16 protein-coding genes are annotated in these 20,107 nt (G+C 68.2%); 6 read left to right on the forward strand and 10 right to left on the reverse strand.

All coding sequences use genetic code 11. From position 1 onward, the window contains the following. Positions 1 to 35 precede the first annotated feature (35 nt). Positions 36 to 1,484: a TldD/PmbA family protein gene (locus KEG57_RS06315; protein WP_272417127.1), complete on the reverse strand. Its 1,449-nt coding sequence runs from the start codon at positions 1,482 to 1,484 to the stop codon at positions 36 to 38. Positions 1,485 to 1,621: 137 nt separating this feature from the next. On the opposite strand from KEG57_RS06315, the gene KEG57_RS06320 reads away from it, so the two are divergent. The 3 genes from KEG57_RS06320 (at position 1,622) to KEG57_RS06330 (ending at position 6,685) form a co-directional block, all read left to right on the forward strand. Continuing rightward, a complete protein-coding gene (locus KEG57_RS06320) occupies positions 1,622 to 2,044 on the forward strand; it encodes a HemJ family protein (protein ID WP_272417128.1) in 423 nt (140 codons plus the stop codon). Positions 2,045 to 2,222: 178 nt separating this feature from the next. Further along, a complete protein-coding gene (locus tag KEG57_RS06325; protein ID WP_272417129.1) occupies positions 2,223 to 4,673 on the forward strand; it encodes a tetratricopeptide repeat protein in 2,451 nt (816 codons plus the stop codon). 50 nt (positions 4,674 to 4,723) lie between these two features. Continuing rightward, the gene (locus KEG57_RS06330; RefSeq protein WP_272458267.1) at positions 4,724 to 6,685 is read left to right on the forward strand and encodes an RCC1 domain-containing protein; all 1,962 of its coding nucleotides are present in this window, start codon (positions 4,724 to 4,726) and stop codon (positions 6,683 to 6,685) included. A gap of 57 nt (positions 6,686 to 6,742) precedes the next feature. Here the strand turns inward: KEG57_RS06330 and KEG57_RS06335 are convergent, their stop codons facing one another. The 4 genes from KEG57_RS06335 to KEG57_RS06350 are packed head-to-tail and all read right to left on the reverse strand — an operon-like array spanning position 6,743 to position 11,349. After that, positions 6,743 to 8,125, reverse strand: a complete 1,383-nt coding sequence (locus tag KEG57_RS06335) for a hypothetical protein (protein WP_272417131.1) — start codon at positions 8,123 to 8,125, stop codon at positions 6,743 to 6,745. A gap of 11 nt (positions 8,126 to 8,136) precedes the next feature. Next, the gene (locus tag KEG57_RS06340) at positions 8,137 to 8,883 is read right to left on the reverse strand and encodes a hypothetical protein (protein ID WP_272458268.1); all 747 of its coding nucleotides are present in this window, start codon (positions 8,881 to 8,883) and stop codon (positions 8,137 to 8,139) included. 28 nt (positions 8,884 to 8,911) lie between these two features. After that, positions 8,912 to 10,123: a DUF1549 domain-containing protein gene (locus tag KEG57_RS06345; protein ID WP_272417133.1), complete on the reverse strand. Its 1,212-nt coding sequence runs from the start codon at positions 10,121 to 10,123 to the stop codon at positions 8,912 to 8,914. A gap of 23 nt (positions 10,124 to 10,146) precedes the next feature. After that, a complete protein-coding gene (locus tag KEG57_RS06350) occupies positions 10,147 to 11,349 on the reverse strand; it encodes a hypothetical protein (RefSeq protein WP_272417134.1) in 1,203 nt (400 codons plus the stop codon). A 273-nt stretch (positions 11,350 to 11,622) separates the two neighbouring features. Between KEG57_RS06350 and KEG57_RS06355 the strand changes: the two genes are divergently transcribed. Further along, positions 11,623 to 12,369, forward strand: a complete 747-nt coding sequence (locus KEG57_RS06355; RefSeq protein ID WP_272458269.1) for a hypothetical protein — start codon at positions 11,623 to 11,625, stop codon at positions 12,367 to 12,369. Between the two features lie 21 nt (positions 12,370 to 12,390). Here KEG57_RS06355 and KEG57_RS06360 read toward each other — a convergent pair whose 3' ends face one another. Next, positions 12,391 to 13,248: a uroporphyrinogen-III synthase gene (locus tag KEG57_RS06360; RefSeq protein WP_272458270.1), complete on the reverse strand. Its 858-nt coding sequence runs from the start codon at positions 13,246 to 13,248 to the stop codon at positions 12,391 to 12,393. 83 nt (positions 13,249 to 13,331) lie between these two features. Between KEG57_RS06360 and KEG57_RS06365 the strand changes: the two genes are divergently transcribed. Further along, on the forward strand, positions 13,332 to 13,607 hold the full coding sequence (locus KEG57_RS06365; RefSeq protein WP_272417137.1) for a hypothetical protein: 276 nt from the start codon (positions 13,332 to 13,334) through the stop codon (positions 13,605 to 13,607). On the opposite strand, the gene KEG57_RS06370 is transcribed toward KEG57_RS06365, so the two are convergent. The 4 genes from KEG57_RS06370 to KEG57_RS06385 all read right to left on the reverse strand — a co-directional run bounded on the left by KEG57_RS06370 (position 13,604) and on the right by KEG57_RS06385 (position 18,748). Beyond that, positions 13,604 to 14,092 carry a tellurite resistance TerB family protein gene (locus KEG57_RS06370; RefSeq protein ID WP_272417138.1) on the reverse strand — a complete coding sequence of 163 codons (489 nt, stop codon included), beginning with the start codon at positions 14,090 to 14,092 and terminating at the stop codon, positions 13,604 to 13,606. The genes KEG57_RS06365 and KEG57_RS06370 overlap by 4 nt on opposite strands. Positions 14,093 to 14,126: 34 nt before the next feature. Continuing rightward, the gene (locus tag KEG57_RS06375) at positions 14,127 to 17,276 is read right to left on the reverse strand and encodes an MXAN_5808 family serine peptidase (RefSeq protein WP_272458271.1); all 3,150 of its coding nucleotides are present in this window, start codon (positions 17,274 to 17,276) and stop codon (positions 14,127 to 14,129) included. 96 nt (positions 17,277 to 17,372) lie between these two features. Further along, complete coding sequence (tatA, locus tag KEG57_RS06380) at positions 17,373 to 17,576, reverse strand: twin-arginine translocase TatA/TatE family subunit (RefSeq protein WP_272417140.1); 204 nt, start codon at positions 17,574 to 17,576, stop codon at positions 17,373 to 17,375. 149 nt (positions 17,577 to 17,725) lie between these two features. Further along, on the reverse strand, positions 17,726 to 18,748 hold the full coding sequence (locus KEG57_RS06385) for a hypothetical protein (RefSeq protein ID WP_272458272.1): 1,023 nt from the start codon (positions 18,746 to 18,748) through the stop codon (positions 17,726 to 17,728). A 72-nt stretch (positions 18,749 to 18,820) separates the two neighbouring features. On the opposite strand from KEG57_RS06385, the gene KEG57_RS06390 reads away from it, so the two are divergent. Next, positions 18,821 to 20,104 (forward strand): adenylosuccinate synthase, encoded by a 1,284-nt coding sequence (locus KEG57_RS06390; protein ID WP_272458273.1) that lies wholly within the window; start codon positions 18,821 to 18,823, stop codon positions 20,102 to 20,104. Positions 20,105 to 20,107 lie beyond the last annotated feature (3 nt).

Genomic DNA, 20,107 nt, shown 5'->3' on the forward strand with positions numbered 1-20,107 from the left:
CGGCGCGGCAAGCGTGAGCCTGCCGCGCCGGATCTTCAGCCGATCTTGGTGCCGCCCACGGTGATCTTGTCGATCTTGATCGTCGGGCATCCGACGCCGACGGGAACGCTCTGGCCGTCCTTGCCGCACGTCCAGATGCCGTCGGAGATCGCGAGATCCGTGCCGAGCATCGTGACCTTGCCGAGCACGTCGGGGCCGTTGCCGATGAGGTTCACGCCCTTCAAAGGCCGCGTGATCTTGCCGTCCTCGATCAGGTAGCTCTCGGTCAACGAGAACACGAAGTCGCCGTTCGAGATGTCGACCTGGCCGCCGCCAAACTTCTTGGCGAACACGCCGCGTTTGACGGTGCGCACGATCTCCTCCGGATCGTGCGGACCCGCGAGCAGGATCGTGTTCGTCATACGCGGCAGGGGCGCGGCGCCGAAGCTCTCGCGCCGGCCGTTGCCCGTGGGCTTGAGCTTGTAGTGCTTGGCCGAGAGCCTGTCGTGCATGTAGCCGGCGAGCGTGCCGTTCTCGATGAGCACGCTCCTTCCGGGCTCGTTGCCCTCGTCGTCGACGTTGATCGCGCCGCGCGAGGAGAGCAGCGTCGCGTCGTCGACCACGGTGCAGAGCGGGCTCGCGACCGGCTCGCCGACCTTGCCCGCGTAGTTCGACGTGCCCTTCCTGTTGAAGTCGGCTTCGAGCCCGTGGCCCACGGCCTCGTGCAAGAGGATGCCGCTGTCGCCGGGGCCGAGCACCACGTTCATCTCGCCGGCCGGCGCCTCTTCGGCGTCGAGCATCGTCGCTGCCTGCCGCGCGGCTTCGCGGGCGTGCATCTCCGGCGAATGATCGGCGAAGTAGGCTGTGAGCGTGGTTCGTCCGCCGCCGCCGCTCGATCCTTCCTGGCGTTTGCCGTCGCGCTCGGCGATCGCGCGCACGCCGAAGCGGAAGAGCGGCTGTACGTCGTGCGCCATCACGCCGTCGCTCGTCGCGAGCAGGATCTCGCGGATCTCCTCGGAAAAACTCGCCTCGGCCTTCACGATGTGCGGGCCCTCGGCGAGGGCCGCGGCGCTCGCGCGTTCGAGCAGCGCGCGCTTCTCCATGCCGGGCACGTCGAGCGTGACGAGCGGCACGTCGTAGCGGTTCGGAATGTCGCGGAACCTCGGCAGCACGTGCGTCGTGCCGCCCGCGCTCGTGGCGATCTGCGCGGCGGTCTCGGCGGCGCGCTTCATCGACTCCCACGAGAGATCCTCGGTGTAGGCGTAGCCTGTCGCGTCGCCGCGCTGCACGCGCACGCCGACGCCCATGGAGACGCCGCGCGAGGCGGCCTTGAGGATGCCTTCGTCGAAGGAGAAGCCGCCGCCGGCGCGGTATTCGAAGAACAGATCGGCGTACTCGCCGCCCTTGGAGAGCGCGACGGCGAGGAGCCGGCCGCACAGGTCGGCGTCGATCTCGTTGTCCCCGCCCGGCGCGAACGGGGCACGATAGGCAGCGCTTCTTGTCATGGGCCCACCAATGTAGAGCGCGCCCCTGGATCGGTCGAGCCGAAGGCCCGGAAATCCGGCCTTGGCGTGTGGTTTCTCGCGGCCGCGGGCGCAGAAAAGTCGACGTCGCTCGGGCGACGCGGTAACGCGGTTTCACGATGAACGGACCCCAGATCGCCCTCGTGTGGCTCCACGTGTCGGGCAACCTCGTCTGGATCGGCTCGATCCTCGCGGTCGCGTTCGCTCTCACGGCGGGTGGGGCGGACCCGAAGGTCCGCGGTGCGCTCGGGGAGCGGATCTACCGGCTGCTCAGTGTGCCTGCGTTCGTGCTTTCGTTCGTGACTGGCGTCGCGCGTCTCCTGATGGACACGCGTTACTACCTCGTCGAGCACCACTGGATGCACGGCAAGCTGTTCTTCGCGCTCGTGGTGATCGGGATCCACCACGTGATCGGCGGCCGGGCGAAAAAGCTCTCGCGGGGAACTGTGCAGGACGCCGGGCCGACTGCTATGATGTCAGTGATCCTCGCGGTGTCGGCGGTCATCGCCGCCTTCTTCGCGGTTTTCAAGCTGCCGAACTGAAAAAATCGGGATCTCGGCTCGCCTGAGATCGCCCGGTTTTCGTCTCGATATTCCGTTCGCACGTGACCGCGCTTGTGCGCGGCTCGTCGTTCCGTTAGATCGTTAATCGTGGATGAGGCGGCGCGAAGCGTCGCGTCGCGTCGTCCCCGGTCGCTCTCTCGAGGAGAATCCCATCGCCGTGGCGGTCGATCGCGACAAGGTGCTCCGAGCAGCGCAGAAGTTCGTCGAAGGCAAGCGCTGGGACAAAGCGATCGCCGAGTTCCAGAAGCTCATCGCCGAAGATCCGAAGGACGTCCGGGTCCTGCTCAAGATCGGCGACTGCCACCTCAGGATCGAGCAGTACGCCGAGGCCATCGAGACGTACGAGATCGTGGCGCGGCTCTACATCGAGCAGAAGCCGCCCGAGCCGCTCAAGTCGATCCGCGTCTACCGTCAGATCCTGGAGATCATCGACAAGCGCGCGCCGAAGCTCCTCGAGCGGTTCGGTTATGTGCTGCCGCGCCTCGCGGAGCTCTACACGCAGCTCGGCCTGACGAGTGACGCGGCCGCGGCGTACGACGACATCGCGAACCGCCTACACAAGGCGAACAAGGATCGCGAGGCGATCGAGCCGCTGAAGAAGGTCGTTGATCTCGACCCGCACAACCCCGTGCCGCGCCTGCGCCTCGCCGAGGCGTACAGCCGCATCAAGGACACGCCGGCGTCGATCGCGCAGCTCGGACAAGCGGCGGAGGTCCTCGTCAAGATGGGCCGGCGCGACGACGCGCTGAAGGTCCTCGACCGGCTGCTCACGATCAAGGCCGAAGGCAGGTACGCCAAGGTCGCGGCGAAGATGTACCTGGAGCGCGCGCAGCAGACCGACGCGATGACCGCGCTCGCGAAGCTCCAGATCTCGTTCAAGGAAAACCCGAAGGACCTCGAGACGCTGAGCTTGCTCGCGAAGGCCTTCGACAAACTCGGTCAGGCGCCGAAGGCGACCGAGGTCCTGAAGGAGGCCGCGCGCCTCGCGAAGGAGGCCAAGAAAAACGACGAGTTCAACGAGCTCGTCGACGCGCTCCTCGCGCGCGCGCCGCACGACGATGCGGTCCGGCAGCTCGCGGCGCAGCGGCCCGCGGCGCCGCGCAAGCAGGTCGAGGAAGACTCGGTCATCGTCGTTCAGGAGGTCGAGGAGGAGGAGTACGATTACGTCGAGGACCTGCCGCCCGAGTCCTCGGAGCCGCCGATCCCGCTCCAGCCCTCGCATCACGACGACGACGCCCTGCGCGCGCGGCACATCCTGCAGCGCGCCGAGGCGGCCCGGAGCCAGTACGACTACGCCAACGCGATCGCGATCCTGCTCGACGGCGTGGCCATGGTGCCGAGCTCGCACGAGCTGCGATCGCGGCTCGTCGACGTGCTCAAGGAGGCCGGCGACGAAGAAGGCGCCATCCGCCAGATGCTGATCTTCGCGCAGCGCCTGAGCGTCGACGGCGACGTGCGGAGGGCGGCGGAGCTGCTCGACGAGGTCCGCCTCATGGATCCCGCGCAGCCCGAGGCGATCCAGATGCTGCGCGCGCTCGGCTACCAGGTCGAGGCGCCGCAGCCGCAGCCGCAGCAGGTTTACCCGCAGCAACAGGGCTACCCGTATGCGCCGCAGCCCGGGCAGCTCGGCGCGCTCGACGATCCGTTCACGGGCGTTCAGGCGCAGCAGCACCACGGCTACGCGCCGCAGCCGCAGTACCCGCCGCAGCCGCAGTACCCGCCGCAGCAGCCCGCGCCGACGCGCAGCCAGACGGGGCACGTCCTCGACGAGGACGTCCTCGAGCAGATCGATTTCTACGCGAACCAGGGCATGCTCGACGACGCGCGCGCCATGCTCGACGAGCAGCTCGCGCTCCTGCCGAACCACCCGCTCCTGCTCTACAAGCGCGCCGAGCTCGAGCAGATGGGCCGGCCGTCGTACGTGCCGGAGCTGCCGGGCGGCGGCAGCGGGATCCTCACGAAGAAGAGCGAGTATCCCGCGGATGACGGCTTTGCCGACATCCAGAACATGATCAACAACATCGAATTCGAGCCGGCGGCGGCGGCGGCGCCGGCCGAATTCCCCGGGGTCAACGTCGACACGATCTTCCAGCAATTCAAGGCTGGCGTGCAGGCGCAGATCTCGGACGCGGACGCGGCCACGCATTACGATCTCGGCGTCGCCTATCGCGAAATGGGCATGTACACGGACGCGATCGGCGAATTCGAGGTCGCGGCGCGGGACCCGTCGCGCGAATGCGTGTGTCGGTCGGTGATCGGGATGATCCACCTGCAGCTCGGCAATGTGGACGCGGCGATCGACGCGTTTCTGCGCGGGCTCGAGGCGCGGCAGAAGACGCGGGAGCAGGAGCTCGCGCTCGCGTACGAGCTCGCGGACGCGTACGAGGCCCGGAAAAACCCGGAACAGGCGCTCTATTACTTCAAGCGCGCCGGGCAGATCGATGCGAATTATCGGGATCCGCGCGGCGGCGTGCAGGATCGTATTCGTCGGCTGGAGCCGATCCCGGGGCCGGCCAAGCAGGCAAAGGCCGTCGGCGCGGAGCTCCTCGGCGACGATTTCGATCTCGCGTTCGACGATCTGCTCAGCACCAGCAAAGGCAAGCTGTAGCTCTCGCAATTCGTCCCAGCATCATCCTCCGCGGTGTATCGTGTCGTCTCATGACGCGGTATCGCCTTCCGTTGTTCGCGCTGATCGCCCTCGTCGCGGTGGGCTGCGGACAAGCGAGCCAAAAGCCCGCGCGCGCGGCGGGGGCGGCCGGGGAGCCCATCGTCGCCCCTCCGGCGGCCCCGCGCCTGCGCGCGCTGGCGGCCGGCGAGCAGCATTTCTGCGCGCTGCGCGGCGACGGGCGGGTCCTCTGCTGGGGCAATAACGAGGATTTTCAGGCGGGCGACGTCGACGATCAGGCGATCGGCACCCCATGGCTGGTCGAGGGGATCGCGGGCGCGACCCGTATTGCCGCGGGCGGTCGAGCGACGTGCGCGGTCCTCGGCGACGGGTCCCTCACCTGCTGGGGGAATGGGCTCTGGAGGGCGCCGCGCGTGGTGCCGCTGCCTGGGAAAGCGCGCGACGTGGCGCTCGGGGGCGACACGATCGTCGTCGAGGTCGAGGCGGGCCCCGGAAACAGCACGCTTTTCGGCGGCACGCTGGGCAGAGTCGAAAAACTCGTCCCCTTCCGTGATGGCAATCGGCCCCGCGCCATCAAGAGCATTTTCGTTTGTGGACAAACCCTCCCGGCCCCGGGGGCGCCGGTTTGCCGGAGCAGCATCGAGACGATCCCCGCGCCCGCGGGCGCGACCGCGATCGACGACGACGGTTGCTTCATCGGCCCGAAAGGGCGCGCGTGCCCCGTCGAGGACAAACTCCACCTCGACGGTTTCAGCGACGCGCCCCCGGCATGGCGACGGCATTTCGAGACCCGGCCGCCGCTCTTCGCCGTGGCTCATTTCTTTGGCAGTGATGTCGGCTGTGGAGGTTATCCCGACGGTCGGATCGAGTGTCACGGAATCGGCGATCGAGGGCAGTTCGGCGATGGTCGTTTCGGCGAGCCCAGCCCGCCCGCGCCGGTCGCCGGCCTCGCCGACGTGGCGCAGGTCCGGCTGAGCGCCGACGTCGACAAGAACCACCCGATTGCGTGTGCGCGGACCCGCGGCGGCGCGGTCTCTTGCTGGGTCGTCGGGGAAACGGCGCCCATTGCGTTGCCGATCCAGGACGCCCTCGACATCACCGTGAACCTCGTACGCGTGGTCGCGCTTCGTCGTGACGGGACCGTCGTCGAGATTCCGCTCGACCTCCACGAGGGAAGCAGGCTCGTCGCGGGCGCGGCGGCGCCTCTCAAGGGCCCGCTCGCGAAACGTCGTTATGCGTCCCTCGTCGATTCCGGGGTCCCCGGCGCGATCACGCCGGAGGGCCAGCTCGTCCAGACTCGCTGTCCTGGTTCAGGCAATGCGTGTGTATCGACGTACGACGTGAAATCGATCCGGGCGCGCGCGGCAGGCTGGGACATGGACCGCACGTATGCGTGCGTCCTCGACGACAAGGGCGCCATTCAATGCCGGGTGAACGACACCGAGGTGGGGATCCTCGGCGACGGTCGGGTGGTGGCGAAGGGCGCGTACGACGCGGCGAAGCGGTTCGTGATGGCCGAGGGCAGGGCCGCATTGCCGGGGCCCGCGGCGCAGGTCGCGGCGGCGGTGGCGCACGTCTGCGCGCGTTTGCAGACGGGCGAATTGCGCTGCTGGGGGGAGGATCTTTACGGCGCCCTCGGCAATGGCGGCCCGCGCCTGCCCAAGGGCGCGGCCGCAAACGAGCCTGGCCGCGTGAGCGCGACGCCCGTGGCGCCGGTCGGAATCGGAAAGGTCCTCGACGTCGCCGCCAGCACGAGCGCGACTTGCGCGCTCGACGAAGAGAATGCCGTGTGGTGCTGGGGGCAAACGAGCGTGATCCCCGCGTCTTCGAGCGGTCAAACGCCGGTGCGCCTCGACCTGCCGAAGGCCACGAGCGTGGCCATGTCGCACGCGGCGGTTTGTATCATCACGCAGAAGGGCGAGGTCGTCTGCCAGCGCGACCGCGCGCCGGGCCGCCCGAAGGATCGGAAATCGTCGTTTCGACTTCCGGAATGAGCGACGCAATCGAGAGCATGGGGGCTTTCGGGTTGTCCCGAAAACCCCCACCCGTTCTCAGACCGGATTCTCGTTCACGATGCCCTTGATGCTCGGGCCGGTGTAGAAGTCCTGCACCCGGCGCATGTCGCCCTTGGCCACCGCGAAGGCCACGGCCGCGCCCGCCGCCGCGCTCGTCGCGTTGCTCTGCTGGCCCGGCACGTTCTCGCCCGTCGTGGGATCGAAGCCGTCCGTGCTGCCGTCGGCGCGCACGCCGCCGAACCAGCCCGTCTTCGTGAAGCCATTGCCCATCACGTAGAGCCAGTTCGAGTTGTTCGGCGTCCCGTCCGGCCAGCCGCCGCGGTCGCGCGGGTTCTTCGGCGTGTCGCCGTGCACCGTCATGACGATGTTGTCGGCGAGGGTGCGCGACGTGCAGACCGGGTCCGGAATGGCGGCGAGGTCGTTCACGAACTCGTCGAACATCTTGCCGAGCTGAGCGACCGTATTGCGCAGGTTGTTCATGTCATTGAACGCCCCGTGCGGATCGTCGCGCATCGCCGGCATCATCACGCTTTGCGTCAGGCCGAGCTTGAAGGCGCGCGCTGTCGTGATGAAGGCGCGGCCAATCTCGGCGAGGCGGTTCGGCGTGCCTTGCCCGATGTTGTAGCGGGTGAGGTCGTCGGCCGTCGGCGCGAGCTGCGCGGAGAGATTTTTCCCGAGGAAGTTCGCGCTCGTCTTGCCCACGCGGAGCTGGCGCGACCAGGTCGGGCGGCCGGCTGCCGCATTGAGGCCGACGAAGGCCTTGTAATAGGCCTCGAACAGCGCCGCGTCCTCCTCGACGGCGAGCGTCACGCGGGACGCCGCGCTGTCGAAGAGATCGACCATGCCGCCCGCGTTGTTCACCGTCGCGACCTGCGGCGCGCCCGGGGCGGCGCCGAAGTTCAACGGGTTGATCGCAATGACCGGCAGGAGCGACGGGGTTTGCCTTTGAATGGCGGCCGCCGTGGCGAGCATGCTGACGCCATTGCCGAGCGTCGCGGCGGAGCCGGGCGTCGGCGTGTGCGTCTGGTTCGTCCCGGCCATGAACGCCGAGATGCGGAAGCGCTTGTCACGCTTCTTCCAGGGGCTCTCGGGCGCGTAGACGAACGGTTTGTCCGTGTCCGACGCGTCCTCGGTCTGGCCGAACGCGTGGAACGCGAAATTGTCGTTGTTCGCCTTGGCGATCTGCGTGTGGGGCCAGAGGAGCTGGAACCACGCGAATCCGCCGTCGCCGGCCACGAGGTGGACCGAGCGGTTCGTCGCGGCGCACGCGTCGTCGGCCATGGCCGTGCCGGCCGAGTCCGCGATGACGTCGAGCACCTTCGCGCGGTCGAGGGCGAGGACGGCGCCCATTGCGGTGGTCCAGCGCAGGAAGTTGCGCCGGGCATTGCCTTGGAGGTACTTGAGCTTCTCGTCGACCATGGTCTCCTCCGTCACTCGCACGAATGGGCCGCGGCCATCATCGTACCGACCGCGATTCGCTTGCCTTTTTCCACATCGGAGGCGCTCGTCACGACCTTGTTGCAGATCGCGACGTGCGAGTCGGTCGCGGGGCGACCCGTGATGCAGGCGATGGCGTCCCGATTGCACTGGTTGTTCGCGTCGAACATCTCGACCCCGACGCCGTCGACCTTGCATTGGTCGACGTTCGGCAGGTTCGCGATGATCTCGGGCGCCGCTTGCACGAAGATGTCGAAGAGCTTGGCCGCGCCGGCCGCGCTCCACACGACTGCCTCGCCGACGCGCGCGTCGTAACTCGCCGCGCCGAGCGCGCCGCCGCCGCCCTTGAAGAGCTGGCCCGCGGTGGGCACCTGCGCCGTCCCGTCGATGTTGACGCCGAGCGAGGTGAGCACGTTCTGGAGCGCATTGTTTTGCAGCTTCTGGCACGAATGCAGGCGCGTGCGCACCTCGGGCGGGCCCTCTTCCTGGCGCTGCGCGAGGACCTCGAACGGATCCTTGAACACGCCCTCACCGAGGTCGCCCATGTGGCTGTGCGTATTGTCCTCGTCGCCCGCGAAGACGCCCGGCTGGTTCTCGAAATCCGTCGTCGGATCGTCGATGACCGGGGACGGGCGCGAAAGGTTTCCGGACGGCGGCTCTTGCACGCAGGCCGTCGCGAAGAGGCCCGCGGCGAGGGCAAGGGGTGCGCCGCGGAGGAACGTCGAGATGATGCGCTTCATGGTCTCTCTCCTTTCTTTCCGCATGCGCCTAGAACTTGGTGAAGTCGTCGCTGAGCAGGATCGTGCGCAGCGTTTTCTTCAGGTTCATACCATTCGCGAGGAAATCCTCGACGTAGGGCTTGAGCACCTCGGGCGGCACCGTCGCGAGGTCGGAGACGATGTCTTCCTTCGACATCGCAAAATTGTACATGCGCGCGACGGCGCAATCGTGGACGTCCGCGTCCGCGGCCATGGCCTGGCCGAGCGCCGGCAGGTCCGCGACGGGCTCGCCGAAGCGCCATGCCGTGGTCTCGCCGTCCTTGAGCCAATGCGAAAGCACGGTCTTTTGCGGATCGGGCACGGTCGGGGTCTCGACCTGGCTGTCGTTCATCCATTGCCCGTTCATGTTGAAGTTCGCGAAGAGCGGCGCGACGCGGTTGATCGTCACGTGGCAGTTCGCGCAGACGACCGACGACGTGTCCTGGAAATCGATCGGGGCCGTCGCCACCGATTCGAAGGGCCAGGGGCCGGTATAATCGGCGCCGTTCACCTGCTTCGGCTCGGCCGCGTATTCAGCGGGGAACTTCGTGCAGACGAAGATCTCCTGAACCCAGCGCACGCGCCGGAACGCCATGTTGCCGTAGAACTGCATCATGACGCCGGGGTTCGTGAGCACGCCGGCATGCGTGGGGACGCCGTTGTCGCAATTGCCGTCGGTGAACGTGTTCGTCGCGCCGTCGTACGTCGGGCAGGTGTTCGTGGTGGCCGTGAAGAGGTCGGTGTAGGGCTTCTCCTCGACCATCACGCGCGTCGCGAACACGGGCGCGGTGTCACGGCTCGGCTTGTTGTCCTGCGCGCCGCCGCCCTGACGCATGGTATCGCGCCACCATTTGATCATGCGCGCGGTGAAGCGCTGATCGGCGAGCATCGCGTCGATCTCGGCTTCGTATGCAGCGCGCTGGTCGGTCGCGGTCTCGACGTTTTTGATCTGCTGGAGCGTCGGGAGGTTTCGCACGAGCTTCAGCGACGCCGTGCGCAGGGCCTCCGTATAGCTCGTCACCCGATCGTCGAGCACGGTCTTGTCCGGGATCGGGGGTGCCTCGGGATCGCCGCCGGTCGTGTTTTCGCCGCCGGACGTGTTGTTGTTCCCGCCGGTGGTCGTATTGCCTCCCGTCGGCGGCTCGAGGCTACTGGGCCCCGAGCTCGAGCACGCGCCCGCCGCGAGCGCGGCGAGCAAGGTGAGCATTCTGGTCCGCTTCATGGGCCGCCTACCTTTCGTCCTCTTCATTTCTCCGCCGCGATCCAGATGGATACGCTGTCGCGGAAGTTGTTGAACGCGCCGCTCTGCCCGCCGAACTTGAACGGATGCGCGGCATTTCCGCCGGGATTCGTCGTGATGAAGATCTGGCTCGAGGCCGGATCATTGGGGTTGACGCGGTTTCTGATCTGCCCGCAGGCCTTCGCCGAGTCGTTATTGAGTCCCGACATGTCGACCGCCGCGACGGCCTGACCATTGCCACCGCCATGGCAATTCAGGCAGGCCCCGAACTGCTGCTTCGCATTGGCGTCGAACGATGCGACGTCCTTGCATCCGCCCGTGGGCCCGCCGTCGCCCGCGTCGGGCGACGCAGGCTCGTATTTCTGGATGAGCTCGAACGCGAGCGAGAGCTTCGCGTCCTTCGAATAGTTCACGAGGACGAGCGTGCCGGGGCCAAGCGCGCCGGATTCGCCGGCCTGGTAAATCGTGTCCACGTTCGAGAAGCTGTCGACCGGATCCGGATTCGGATCCTTGCCGAGCGGGTGCACGACCCAGAGCGGGTGGACGATCTTCACGCCCGTCTTCGAGGTCGGGTGCAATTCGATGTTCGTGAGCTCGAGCGTGGTCTCGGCGAGCAGATCGGCCTGGAACGTGACGGCCATTCCCTCGAACTCGGGCCCGAGCGCGCCGAGGTAGATCGCATTGAAGCCCATGATGGGCACGAACGGATCGATGTGCGGGCCCGCCTGCGGCGGCGGCTGGGTGAAATTCATCGCCTCCTGCGCAAGCCACGCCTTGACCTTCGGCAAGAGCGTGTTCTTGAGCGCCGGCGAATCGAGGTTTGTCCCGCTGTGCCCCTTGCCCGTCATTGCATACGAGAGCAAGAGGCTGTGCTCGGGGTCCGTGGCCACGACGCCCGGCCAGCTCGCGAAGGATTGATAACGATCCGGGCCGGCGAGGAAAGGCGTGTCCGCGAGCCCGGCGACGTCGTGGCAGAGGCCACAAGCGCTCATCAGGTCCGCCTCCATGGACTCGAAGAGATCCCGCCCGCTGATGATGACGGGCCCCCCATCCCCGGCGCCGCCATCCTCCGTACCGCCGCCGCCCGTGGGGGGGGGCGCGAGGCCCGAAGGCGCCTCGACACAGCCCGCAAAAGCGGCGGAAGCCGCAACCGTGAGCGCCCCGAGGCCGATGGCAATCGCTCGAAAGTATTGCTGTTTCGGTTTCATCGTCGCAAGCATGCCCATGGTTCGAGAATGGCCGAGTCGAAGACCGGCGAGAAGCCCCAAATGCTCTTGCACGCCCTGCGCCATCCGCTCAGCCTGTGTGTTTGCACCCGAGCCGTACGAACGAGGCCCTTGGGACGTCCTCGCTGCGTGGGGGTGGGTGAGCGATGCCCCAGGGTGGATCTGTGTTGAACCAGGTCCAAGGGACCAACCGGCGCCGATTTTTGGATCGCACAAAACTGGTCCCGATCCGCCCGGCGGATGTACCCGATGCGCATGAATCGGATCCTGCTCCCCGCCCTCGTATCGCTCCTCGCCATGGGCTGCGGCAAAGCCGCGGTCCGCACGCAAGCGCTCGCCCCGGAAAAGCCCGCTCCGGCCGTCACCACGCAAAAAGAGACGGCCGCAAAGGCCGAGCCCGAGGCCGCCGAGGAGCAGGCGCCCGCGGAGGGGCGTCACGAGGTTGGCGATTACGTGGTGTATCGATTCTCGGGCAGCTTCCAGAAAGCGCCCGTGACGCTCACGGAGCGCGTCGTCGCCCGCGAGAAGAATGCGCTCGTGATCGACTTCATCCTCGAAGAAGGCAAGGTGGCGACCGAGCTTCGCGTGCGCCTGAGCGACGCGCCCGAGACGCGCGGCGAGGTGCTCGGGGTGCAGCGCATCGAAAAAGGAAAGCTCGTGCCGGCCGGCGTCGACGAATACGAGGCGCTGATGGCGAAGACGATGGTCGTCGCCGACGAGAACGAGGCGGCCCTCGGCTCGGAGCACGTGGTCGCGGTGATGGGCAACGACCTCTTGCCCGCGAAGCGCACGAGCTTCCGCGTGAAGATCGGCGAAAAGAAGGCCACGCTGACCACGGTGGTCAGCGACAAATTCTCCTGGGGTGATCTCTCGGGCGAGATCACGGCCGATGACGGCTCGGTCATTTATCGCGCCGAGGTCGTGAACGTAGGCCACGTGGTCGAGACGAAGACGGGCAAGGAGCCCCAGGTCGCCCGCAGCGATTACGAAGATTACGAGTGATCGAAATGGCCGCGCCCGGCGTTACGGGCGGCCCTTTCGCGTGAGGATCTCGGCTGTGCGGTTTGCCGCCTCCTTGACGAGGTGGCCCATCTTGGAATGCTCCGGCTCGACGTCGGGGCAAAGCCCTTCCTGTCGGAGCGCCTCCGAGCAGACAGGGCCGATCGATCCAAGGAGGCCGCGACCGAGCGCCTCCCGAACAGGGCCGTCGATCCCCTCCTCGGCCGCGACGAGCAGCGCATGCTCGACCTGCGCGCGGCTCGTGAAGAGGGCGATCGGGATCTCGCCGGCCGCGAGTCTGTGGAGCGCGCTGCGGAGCGGCGCCGTGTCCTCGGGCAAGGCGTAACGATAGACGGAGACGGGCAGGACGAGGGCTCCACGCGCCGTGAGGCCCTCGTGGAGCGGTGCGTTCGGGACGCCATACTCCTGCACGGCGACGCGCTTCCCCACGAGCGGGCCTCGTGCGTCGAGCGCGTCCAAAACCTCGCGGTGGCTGTTCGGCGCGGCGACCGTGACGAAGTCAGGGACGCCGAGCTCACGGAGCGCGACGGCTGGCTTCGGGCCACGCGCGACGACGGTCGCACGGGCGAGCGCAGCGGCGAACGCGGAGCGATCGAGCACGGGCGAAACGGCGTCGAGGAGGCCGCGGGTGCCGACCCCGGTCATGAAGATGACGACGTCGATCGTGCCCGCGGCGAGGGCCTCGGCAAACGCGAGCGCGCCCTCGGGCGCGTCGAGACCGACCTCCCGGAGCGCAGGCGCGCGGACGGGCAGGCCGCCGTGACGCTCGACGAGCGAGGCCATCTCGGGCGCGCGCCGGCTCTCGAAGGAGACGACCAGGCGTCCGCCGAAGGAGGCAGGACCGGGAGACACGTGGGCCATCGTGCGCCCACGCGTCCCGCGCCGCCAGCGCTTCGTCGAGGGCCGAGTCTGCGCTAGACTCGGATCGAGCAAGGAAGGTGCGCATGGACGAGAGCGCAGACGGGCTGCACGGAGCCGGCGGCGACCAGGAAGAGGTCGGGGAAGCGCTCGACACGAGGAAAGCAGAGGGGCCCGATCCGGTGATCGGCGCCGGCCTCGCGCTGTTTGGCATCTTCTTGATGGGCCTCGGCGGAGCGCGCGACCTGCACTACGTGTTCAACGCGGGGATGTTCATCGCGGTCGGCGGGGCTGTGACGTTCGTCCTGTTCGTCGCCCTTACGGCGATGAAGCAACGAGCAGCGCGTAGCGCGAAGAGTTAAGCGACCTCTTCCTCGACGGCGGCGAGCTCGCTCTCGGGCACGCCGAGGTCTGCGGCGACGTGGTGCAGTTCCGCGCGCTCCACGTCCGAGAGCCTTCCATCCGCCACCGCGACCTTGGCGAGCAAACGAATGACCTCGACGCGCTCGCGGCCGTCGCAGAGGCTCTTGAGCTCGCGCACGCAGAGCGTGAGCTCCTCCTCGCGGAGCTCCGGCAGCTTGCCCTTCAAGGCGTGCGTGACGGCCTCGATCGCCTCGGGGGACAAGCCCTCGATGTGCGCGAGCAAGCTGCGGAGCGTCTGCTCTTCCCCCTCGGTGAGGCGGCCGTCCACGCCCGCGACTTTGCCGAGCAGGACGACCACCGCAGCGATGTAACGAAGGACGACGGCCTCGTCGTCAGGCAGGGCGCGGCGCAGCTCCGCGAGCAACGCATCCACGTTCGGATACGTGTCCCCTCGCTTGAGGCCGAGCCAGGCTAGAAGTCCCACGACAGACCAACGTACTCGGGGTGATTCTCGGGGGTCAATCCTCGGGGAGCGCCGCTTCGCCGAGCCACTCGGCGACCGGATCGTCCGTCTTCGGTGTCTTCAGGATCGAGCCGTCCGTCCCGTCCTTGCGAACGACGAGCGTGCGGCGCGTCGTCGTGTCCGGGTTCTCGCGCGCCACGACCGTGATGACGTTCACGCCCGGCCGGAGCGGCGCATCGAACTCGAACGTCGCCTTCTTGGGGTCGGCGCCGTCGCGGTTCGACTTGTAGTAGAGCTTGCGCGAGCCGACGAAGACGTAGAGGTCGAGCAAGCGCTCGGCGTCCGAGGCGGCGCCCGTGATCTTCACCTTGTCGTCGCGCGTGGCCATGGCCGCGGCGCTCACGTCGAGCGTGGGCGGCGCCTTCGAGTAGATGTCCTCGAAGGACGGCGTGACCGACGGCGCGCCGCTGCCCGGCGTCGTCTCGCCGACGGACACGAAGGCGAAGCGGCTCGAACCGAGGTCGACCTTGTAGAGGTCGCCCGCTTTGCCCGTGATCGCCACGGTCTCGCCGGGCCGCAGCTTGCCGAAGACGAGCCCGTTCGCATCCGCCGTCGCGAACAGCGTCGCGCCCTGCGGCCCCGCCTTCGCCGTGCCCGAGGCCTTCGGGATCGTCATCGGGTTGCCGACGGGGATCTTCACCTTCTCCGTGGCGACCTCGCGCAGGTCGCGATCGCCGACGGACAGGCTCAGCGTGGCCTCCGTGTCTTGCAGCTCGGGCTGCACGTCGAACGTGAAGACCACCTTGCGCACGTCGCCGGGGTTCATGTTCGAGATGTCGAACCGACCCGCGCGAAGGAGCAGGCCCTCGCCCGAGAGGTTCGCGACGTTCGCCTGCGTCTCGAACGAGCGGCCTTTGCCGACGTTCTTCACGGTCAGGTACATCGAGACGCCCTCGCCGCGCTGGATGCGGCCGTCGCCGTTGCCGCTGCGGTCGTCGACGATCTGGTAGGCGTACTGGAAGAGCGGGCGCTCGAGGGCGCGGATCGTCGGGCGAATCTCGGCCGTCGGGGGCTCGAAGCCGCCCGCGGCCTCGAACTTCACCTTCACGCCGTCGGCGCGGCTCAGCGCGTCCATCGGGATCTTGCAAACGCGCTTCTGGTTCGCGAGGCGCGGCTTCGTCGTGCCGATCTTGCGGCCCTCGACCTCGCACCAGCCGAGCGGCGCCTTCGAGGTCTTGCTCTGGCCGGGCGCGATCTTGCCGAAGACGAGCTCCTTGCCGTCGAGGTAGCCGCTGTCGCTCTCGGTGGAGGCGCGCAGGCGATAGATCGGCTGCTTGCCGTTGTTCTTCACCGTGACCGAGAGGTTCATCGGCTCGCCCGCCGTGACCTCGTTGTTCGCGCGGTCGGTCTCGACCTTGACCTCGAGGTCGCTCTTCGCCGGGCCAGGTGCGCCTTCCGGTGCGTCGGACCAGTCGTAGCCGAGCTTCGAGAGCTCGGCGGCGACCTTGTCGAGCTCGTCCTTGCGCGCCTTCTCGATGTGGTCGCGCGCGGCGTCGATCTGCGCGTTGCGCGCGGCGCCGGGGGGGATGCGCTGCGCGAGATCACGCGCGAAGCGGATCGGGAAGTCGACGCGGAAGTCGTCGTCGGTCTCGCCGCCGCGCTCGCGCATCTCCTCGCGCTCGGCGCTCGTGAGCTGGTAGCGCACGACCTCGCGCGGCTTCGACCCGGCCTGGGCTTTGCCGTTCGTCAGGTGCGCCGAGAGATCACGCTCGCGCAGGCCGTCCTTCTGGATCGTGAGATCCATCTCGAGGTCGTCGACCGTCATCGGATCGAGCTCGATGTCGGGCGTCACGCCGACGCCCTGGATCGAGACATCGCCGGGCGTGAGGTACTGCGCGATCGTGAGCTTGAGCGCGGCCTTCTCCGGCGTGACGTCGGGGAAGACGAGCTGCACGCTGCCCTTGCCGAACGTCGTCGAGCCGACGATGACGGCGCGATCGTGGTTCTTCAGCGCGCCCGCGACGATCTCGCTCGCGCTCGCGGAGTTGCCGTTCACGAGGACGACGATCGGATACGTAGGCTCGGTGCCGGGGCTCTTGGCCTTCTTCTCGTCGCGGCCCTCGGAGGCGCCGACCGTGGAGACGATGACGCCGTCGGCGAGGAACTTGTCGGCGACGCGCGTGGCCTGATCGAGGAGGCCGCCGGGGTTACCGCGCAGGTCGAGCACGAGGCCCTTCAGCGAGCCCTTGTTACGCAGATCGTCGAGCGCGAGGTCGAGCTCCGTCGACGTCGTCGCCTGGAAGTTCTTGATGCGCACGTAGCCAATGCCCGAGGTCTCGAGCGGCCGCGACTCGACGGAGCGGACCTTGATGACCTCACGCACGAGCTCGTAGGGCTTCGGCGTCTGCCAGCCTTGCTCGCCGTCGCGCGTGACCCACACCGTGACCTTCGTCCCGGGGTCGCCGCGCAGGCGGCGCACGGCGTCGTCGAGCGGCATGTTGAGCGTCGACTCGTTGTTGATCTTGACGATCCGATCGTGACGCTTGATGCCCGCGCGCCCCGCCGGCGTTTCCGGCATGGGGTTGATCACGGTGAGGACCTGATCGCGGATCGAGATCACGATGCCGAGGCCGCCGAAATGGCCCGACGTGGAGAGGTTCATCTCCTTGTAGGCCTCGGGGCTCAGGAAGACCGAGTGCGGGTCGAGCGTGTGCAGCATGCCGTTGCACGCCGCGTACTCGACCTCGCGCAGATCGACCTCGGTGCCGCGCAGGTTTTTCTGGAGGAACGCGAAGACCTCGCGCAGGCGCGCCGATACGTCCCAGGGGCCCTGCACGTTGTCGATGCGGAACTTCTTCTCCGCCGTCTCGACGCGGACGGTCACCTCGTTCGGATCGTCGTTCACGACGATCACCTGGGCGACGTCACGCTGGACGTAGTTCAAGGCCGAGAGGAGCATCTCCTTCGGCTTGACCCGTCCTGGCTCGACGTACTTGTCGCGGATGAGCTTGAGCGTCTCGTTGACGGCTTCAAGCCGCGTCAGATCGTAGGGCGCTTTTGCCGTCGGGCCGCTGCCCGTGACGGCGAGCGCGGGTTCGAATCCGCGCCACAGACCGCCCGCCCCGAACTGCACCGCGAAAAACGCGGCGATGGCGAACGAAGCAAACGCGATGCCGATCTTCCCGAGACGCTCGAGGATCTTCATACGATTCCTCGAGTATAGGCGTCGGGGCGTCCGCGTCGACCACGCGCTGCGTCCCCGAACCCCCGCCGGCGAAGAAAGATCGCGGGCCGACGGCGCTCAGGACGTCGACTTTTCGCCGCCCTCTTCGTCCTTCTTCGGCAGCTGCTTCGGCGGCGGTTGGTCCTCGTCCTTGAGGCCCTTCTTGAAGTTCCGGATGCCCTCGCCGAGGCCCTTGCCAATGTCGGAGATGCGCCCGGCGCCGAACAAGAGCAGAGCGACGCCCAGGATCAGAAGGAGTTCGGTGATGTTCAATCGGCCCATGGTCGTACTCCTGCCCGGGGAAGCTCCGAGCCTCCCGCGTCCACACATCACCACCCGTACCACCCTCGGGCGCCTCCGGCAATGGACGCCAAGGCCGCACGATCGCGGGTGACGGGGACGCGGCGCGCTGGATCCGCCGTCTTCTTTCGTCATGCGCCCGGGGCGCGGCGCGACGATAGAAATCGCGCGAAGCGGGCCGCCAGGAGCGGACCGAGCAAGCCGAGCGCAGGGACGAGGCCATAAGCGAAGAGGGGGCTTTTCTCGCGTTCGAGCGCCGAAAGGACGAGGAGCGCGAGCGCCGGGCCGGAGAGGCCGACGAAGAGAGCAAGCGCGCGGCTGCCCATCGAGGAAACGAGCACGACGAGGCTCGCGAGGAGGGCGCTCGCCGCAGAGGTCGCGCCGAGGAGCACGGCGCGTACGGGGGCGCGGAGGTTCGAGGGGCGGCCGAGCGGAAGGAGGCCTCGCACCGAAGCGCGGGCGACACGGACGGTCATGGGCCCGGTCGTTTCGTTCGAGGGCAAAGCAAGGACGAGGTCGTCGGCCTCGAGGGATGCGGTGTCGGCGGAGAGCTCGATCGAGCGAGCAGCGAGCGCGGATCCGCCGAGGAGGGAAGGGGTCATGACGAGGCGCGGAGGCTCGCCGGGCAAGCAGATCCAGGTGGCCTCGGCAATCGGGACCGTCGCGGCATGCGGGGTTCGCGGATCTCGCGCGGCGCCGTCGACACATGCGGCGCGGGCGTCCGCAAGGAGGCGGGATGCAAGGCGGCCGGGCGCTTCGGCTTCGATTCCCCACGCGAGCGAGGCGAGCGCGGAAAGGACGAACGCGAGGAGCCAGACGGGAAGGGCGGACGCGACGAGCGATCGCGGCGAAGCGCCCAGGGCGAATACGGCGCGCGCCTCGCCACGATCGACGAACCGAGCCGCCGAAAGCGCCGCGCCGAGGGAAGGGGCGAGCACGAGCGCGACTTCGAGCGAGACGGCGAGGGCAGCCCGGGCAAACGGCAAGCCGAGACGCACGGGCACGCTCGGCGCGAGGAGGAGCGGCATCGAACGGACGAGGCCCGCGAGGAGCGAGACCGAGGTGACGAGCGCGGCCACGAGCGAGCCGTCCCGGAAGGTGGGGAGCGCGAGGAGGCGGAGCCCGGGCGGGATCGGGACGATCGAGCGGCTCATGGGTGGGACGGGTGCGGGGAGTGTACTAACGTTCCGGCTCGTGACGGACCGAGCAGCACGCAAGGAGGCCGGATGTCCGCGGTCGTGATCGTCGGCGCCCAGTGGGGGGACGAGGGAAAAGGCAAGATCGTCGACCTGTACACGGAGAGCGCGGACGTGGTCGTGCGCTTCGCCGGAGGGCCAAACGCCGGGCACACGCTCGTCGTGGGCGACGACAAGATCGTCGTCCGGCTCGTGCCGAGCGGAATCCTCCGCGCACAGGCGCGATGCATCATGGCGCAAGGCATGGTCGTCGATCCGGCCGTGCTCGTGTCGGAGCTCGACGTGCTCGAAGCAAAAGGGCACGCGACGCGCGGGCGGCTGTTCGTCTCGGACCTCGCGCATCTGATCCTGCCGTACCACCGGCTCGTCGACGGGTTGCGCGAGGCGACCGCGACGGACGGGCAGAAGATCGGGACGACGAAGCGCGGGATCGGGCCGTGTTACGAGGACAAAGCGGCGCGGCGCGGGATCCGCGTCGGAGACCTCGCGGATCTCGACGGCCTCGAGCAGAAGCTCGCGCGCGCGGCGAGCGCGTGGGGTCCGGTGGTGCGTGAGCTCGGCGGCGAGATGCCGGACGTGTCCGCGATGATGTCGGAGCTCCGGCCGCTCGCGCCGCGGATCGTGCCGCTCATCGCGGACACGGCGGTGCTCGCGAACGACGCGATCCAGAAGGGCGAACGCGTGATGTTCGAGGGCGCGCAGGGCACGCTGCTCGACCTCGATCACGGGACGTACCCGTTCGTGACGTCGTCGTCCGCGGTGGCGGGCGGCGCGTGTGTGGGCGCGGGCGTGGGGCCGACGCGGATCAAGCGGGTCCTCGGGATCACGAAGGGCTACGCGACGCGCGTGGGCGAGGGGCCGTTCCCGACGGAGCTCTCGGACGAGCTCGGCGAGCGGCTGCGGGTCGCGGGAGGCGAGTTCGGCTCGGTGACGGGGCGGCCGCGGCGAACGGGCTGGCTCGATCTGCCGGCGCTCCGGTATGCGGCGCGGGTGAACGGGCTCGACGGGCTCGCCGTGACGAAGCTCGACGTGCTCTCGGGGCTCGACACGATCGAGGTGTGCGTCGCGTACGACACGCCGGAGGGACGCACGAAGGAGCTGCCGATCCGGCACGTCGGCAAGGTCGTGCCCGTGTACGAGAAGCGGCCGGGGTGGCGGGAGTCGCTCTCCCACGCGCGGACGATGGCCGAGCTGCCCCAGGCCGCGCAGGACTACGTGCGGTACCTCGAAGCCGAGATCGGCGTGCCGGTGTTTTTGGTGTCGGTGGGGCCGCGGCGGGACGAGACGATCGTCCTCAGGGACGCGTTTGGTTGAAGG

The sequence above is a fragment of the Polyangium jinanense genome (genome assembly GCF_028435365.1).

Coding starts and splice junctions, on each gene's coding strand:
- KEG57_RS06315 (WP_272417127.1), bottom strand. CDS start 1,484: ATGACAAGAAGCGCTGCCTATCGTGCCCCGTTCGCGCCGGGCGGGGAC.
- KEG57_RS06320 (WP_272417128.1), top strand. CDS start 1,622: ATGAACGGACCCCAGATCGCCCTCGTGTGGCTCCACGTGTCGGGCAAC.
- KEG57_RS06330 (WP_272458267.1), top strand. CDS start 4,724: ATGACGCGGTATCGCCTTCCGTTGTTCGCGCTGATCGCCCTCGTCGCG.
- KEG57_RS06335 (WP_272417131.1), bottom strand. CDS start 8,125: ATGGTCGACGAGAAGCTCAAGTACCTCCAAGGCAATGCCCGGCGCAAC.
- KEG57_RS06340 (WP_272458268.1), bottom strand. CDS start 8,883: ATGAAGCGCATCATCTCGACGTTCCTCCGCGGCGCACCCCTTGCCCTC.
- KEG57_RS06345 (WP_272417133.1), bottom strand. CDS start 10,123: ATGAAGCGGACCAGAATGCTCACCTTGCTCGCCGCGCTCGCGGCGGGC.
- KEG57_RS06350 (WP_272417134.1), bottom strand. CDS start 11,349: ATGAAACCGAAACAGCAATACTTTCGAGCGATTGCCATCGGCCTCGGG.
- KEG57_RS06355 (WP_272458269.1), top strand. CDS start 11,623: ATGAATCGGATCCTGCTCCCCGCCCTCGTATCGCTCCTCGCCATGGGC.
- KEG57_RS06360 (WP_272458270.1), bottom strand. CDS start 13,248: ATGGCCCACGTGTCTCCCGGTCCTGCCTCCTTCGGCGGACGCCTGGTC.
- KEG57_RS06365 (WP_272417137.1), top strand. CDS start 13,332: ATGGACGAGAGCGCAGACGGGCTGCACGGAGCCGGCGGCGACCAGGAA.
- KEG57_RS06375 (WP_272458271.1), bottom strand. CDS start 17,276: ATGAAGATCCTCGAGCGTCTCGGGAAGATCGGCATCGCGTTTGCTTCG.
- tatA (WP_272417140.1), bottom strand. CDS start 17,576: ATGGGCCGATTGAACATCACCGAACTCCTTCTGATCCTGGGCGTCGCT.
- KEG57_RS06385 (WP_272458272.1), bottom strand. CDS start 18,748: ATGAGCCGCTCGATCGTCCCGATCCCGCCCGGGCTCCGCCTCCTCGCG.
- KEG57_RS06390 (WP_272458273.1), top strand. CDS start 18,821: ATGTCCGCGGTCGTGATCGTCGGCGCCCAGTGGGGGGACGAGGGAAAA.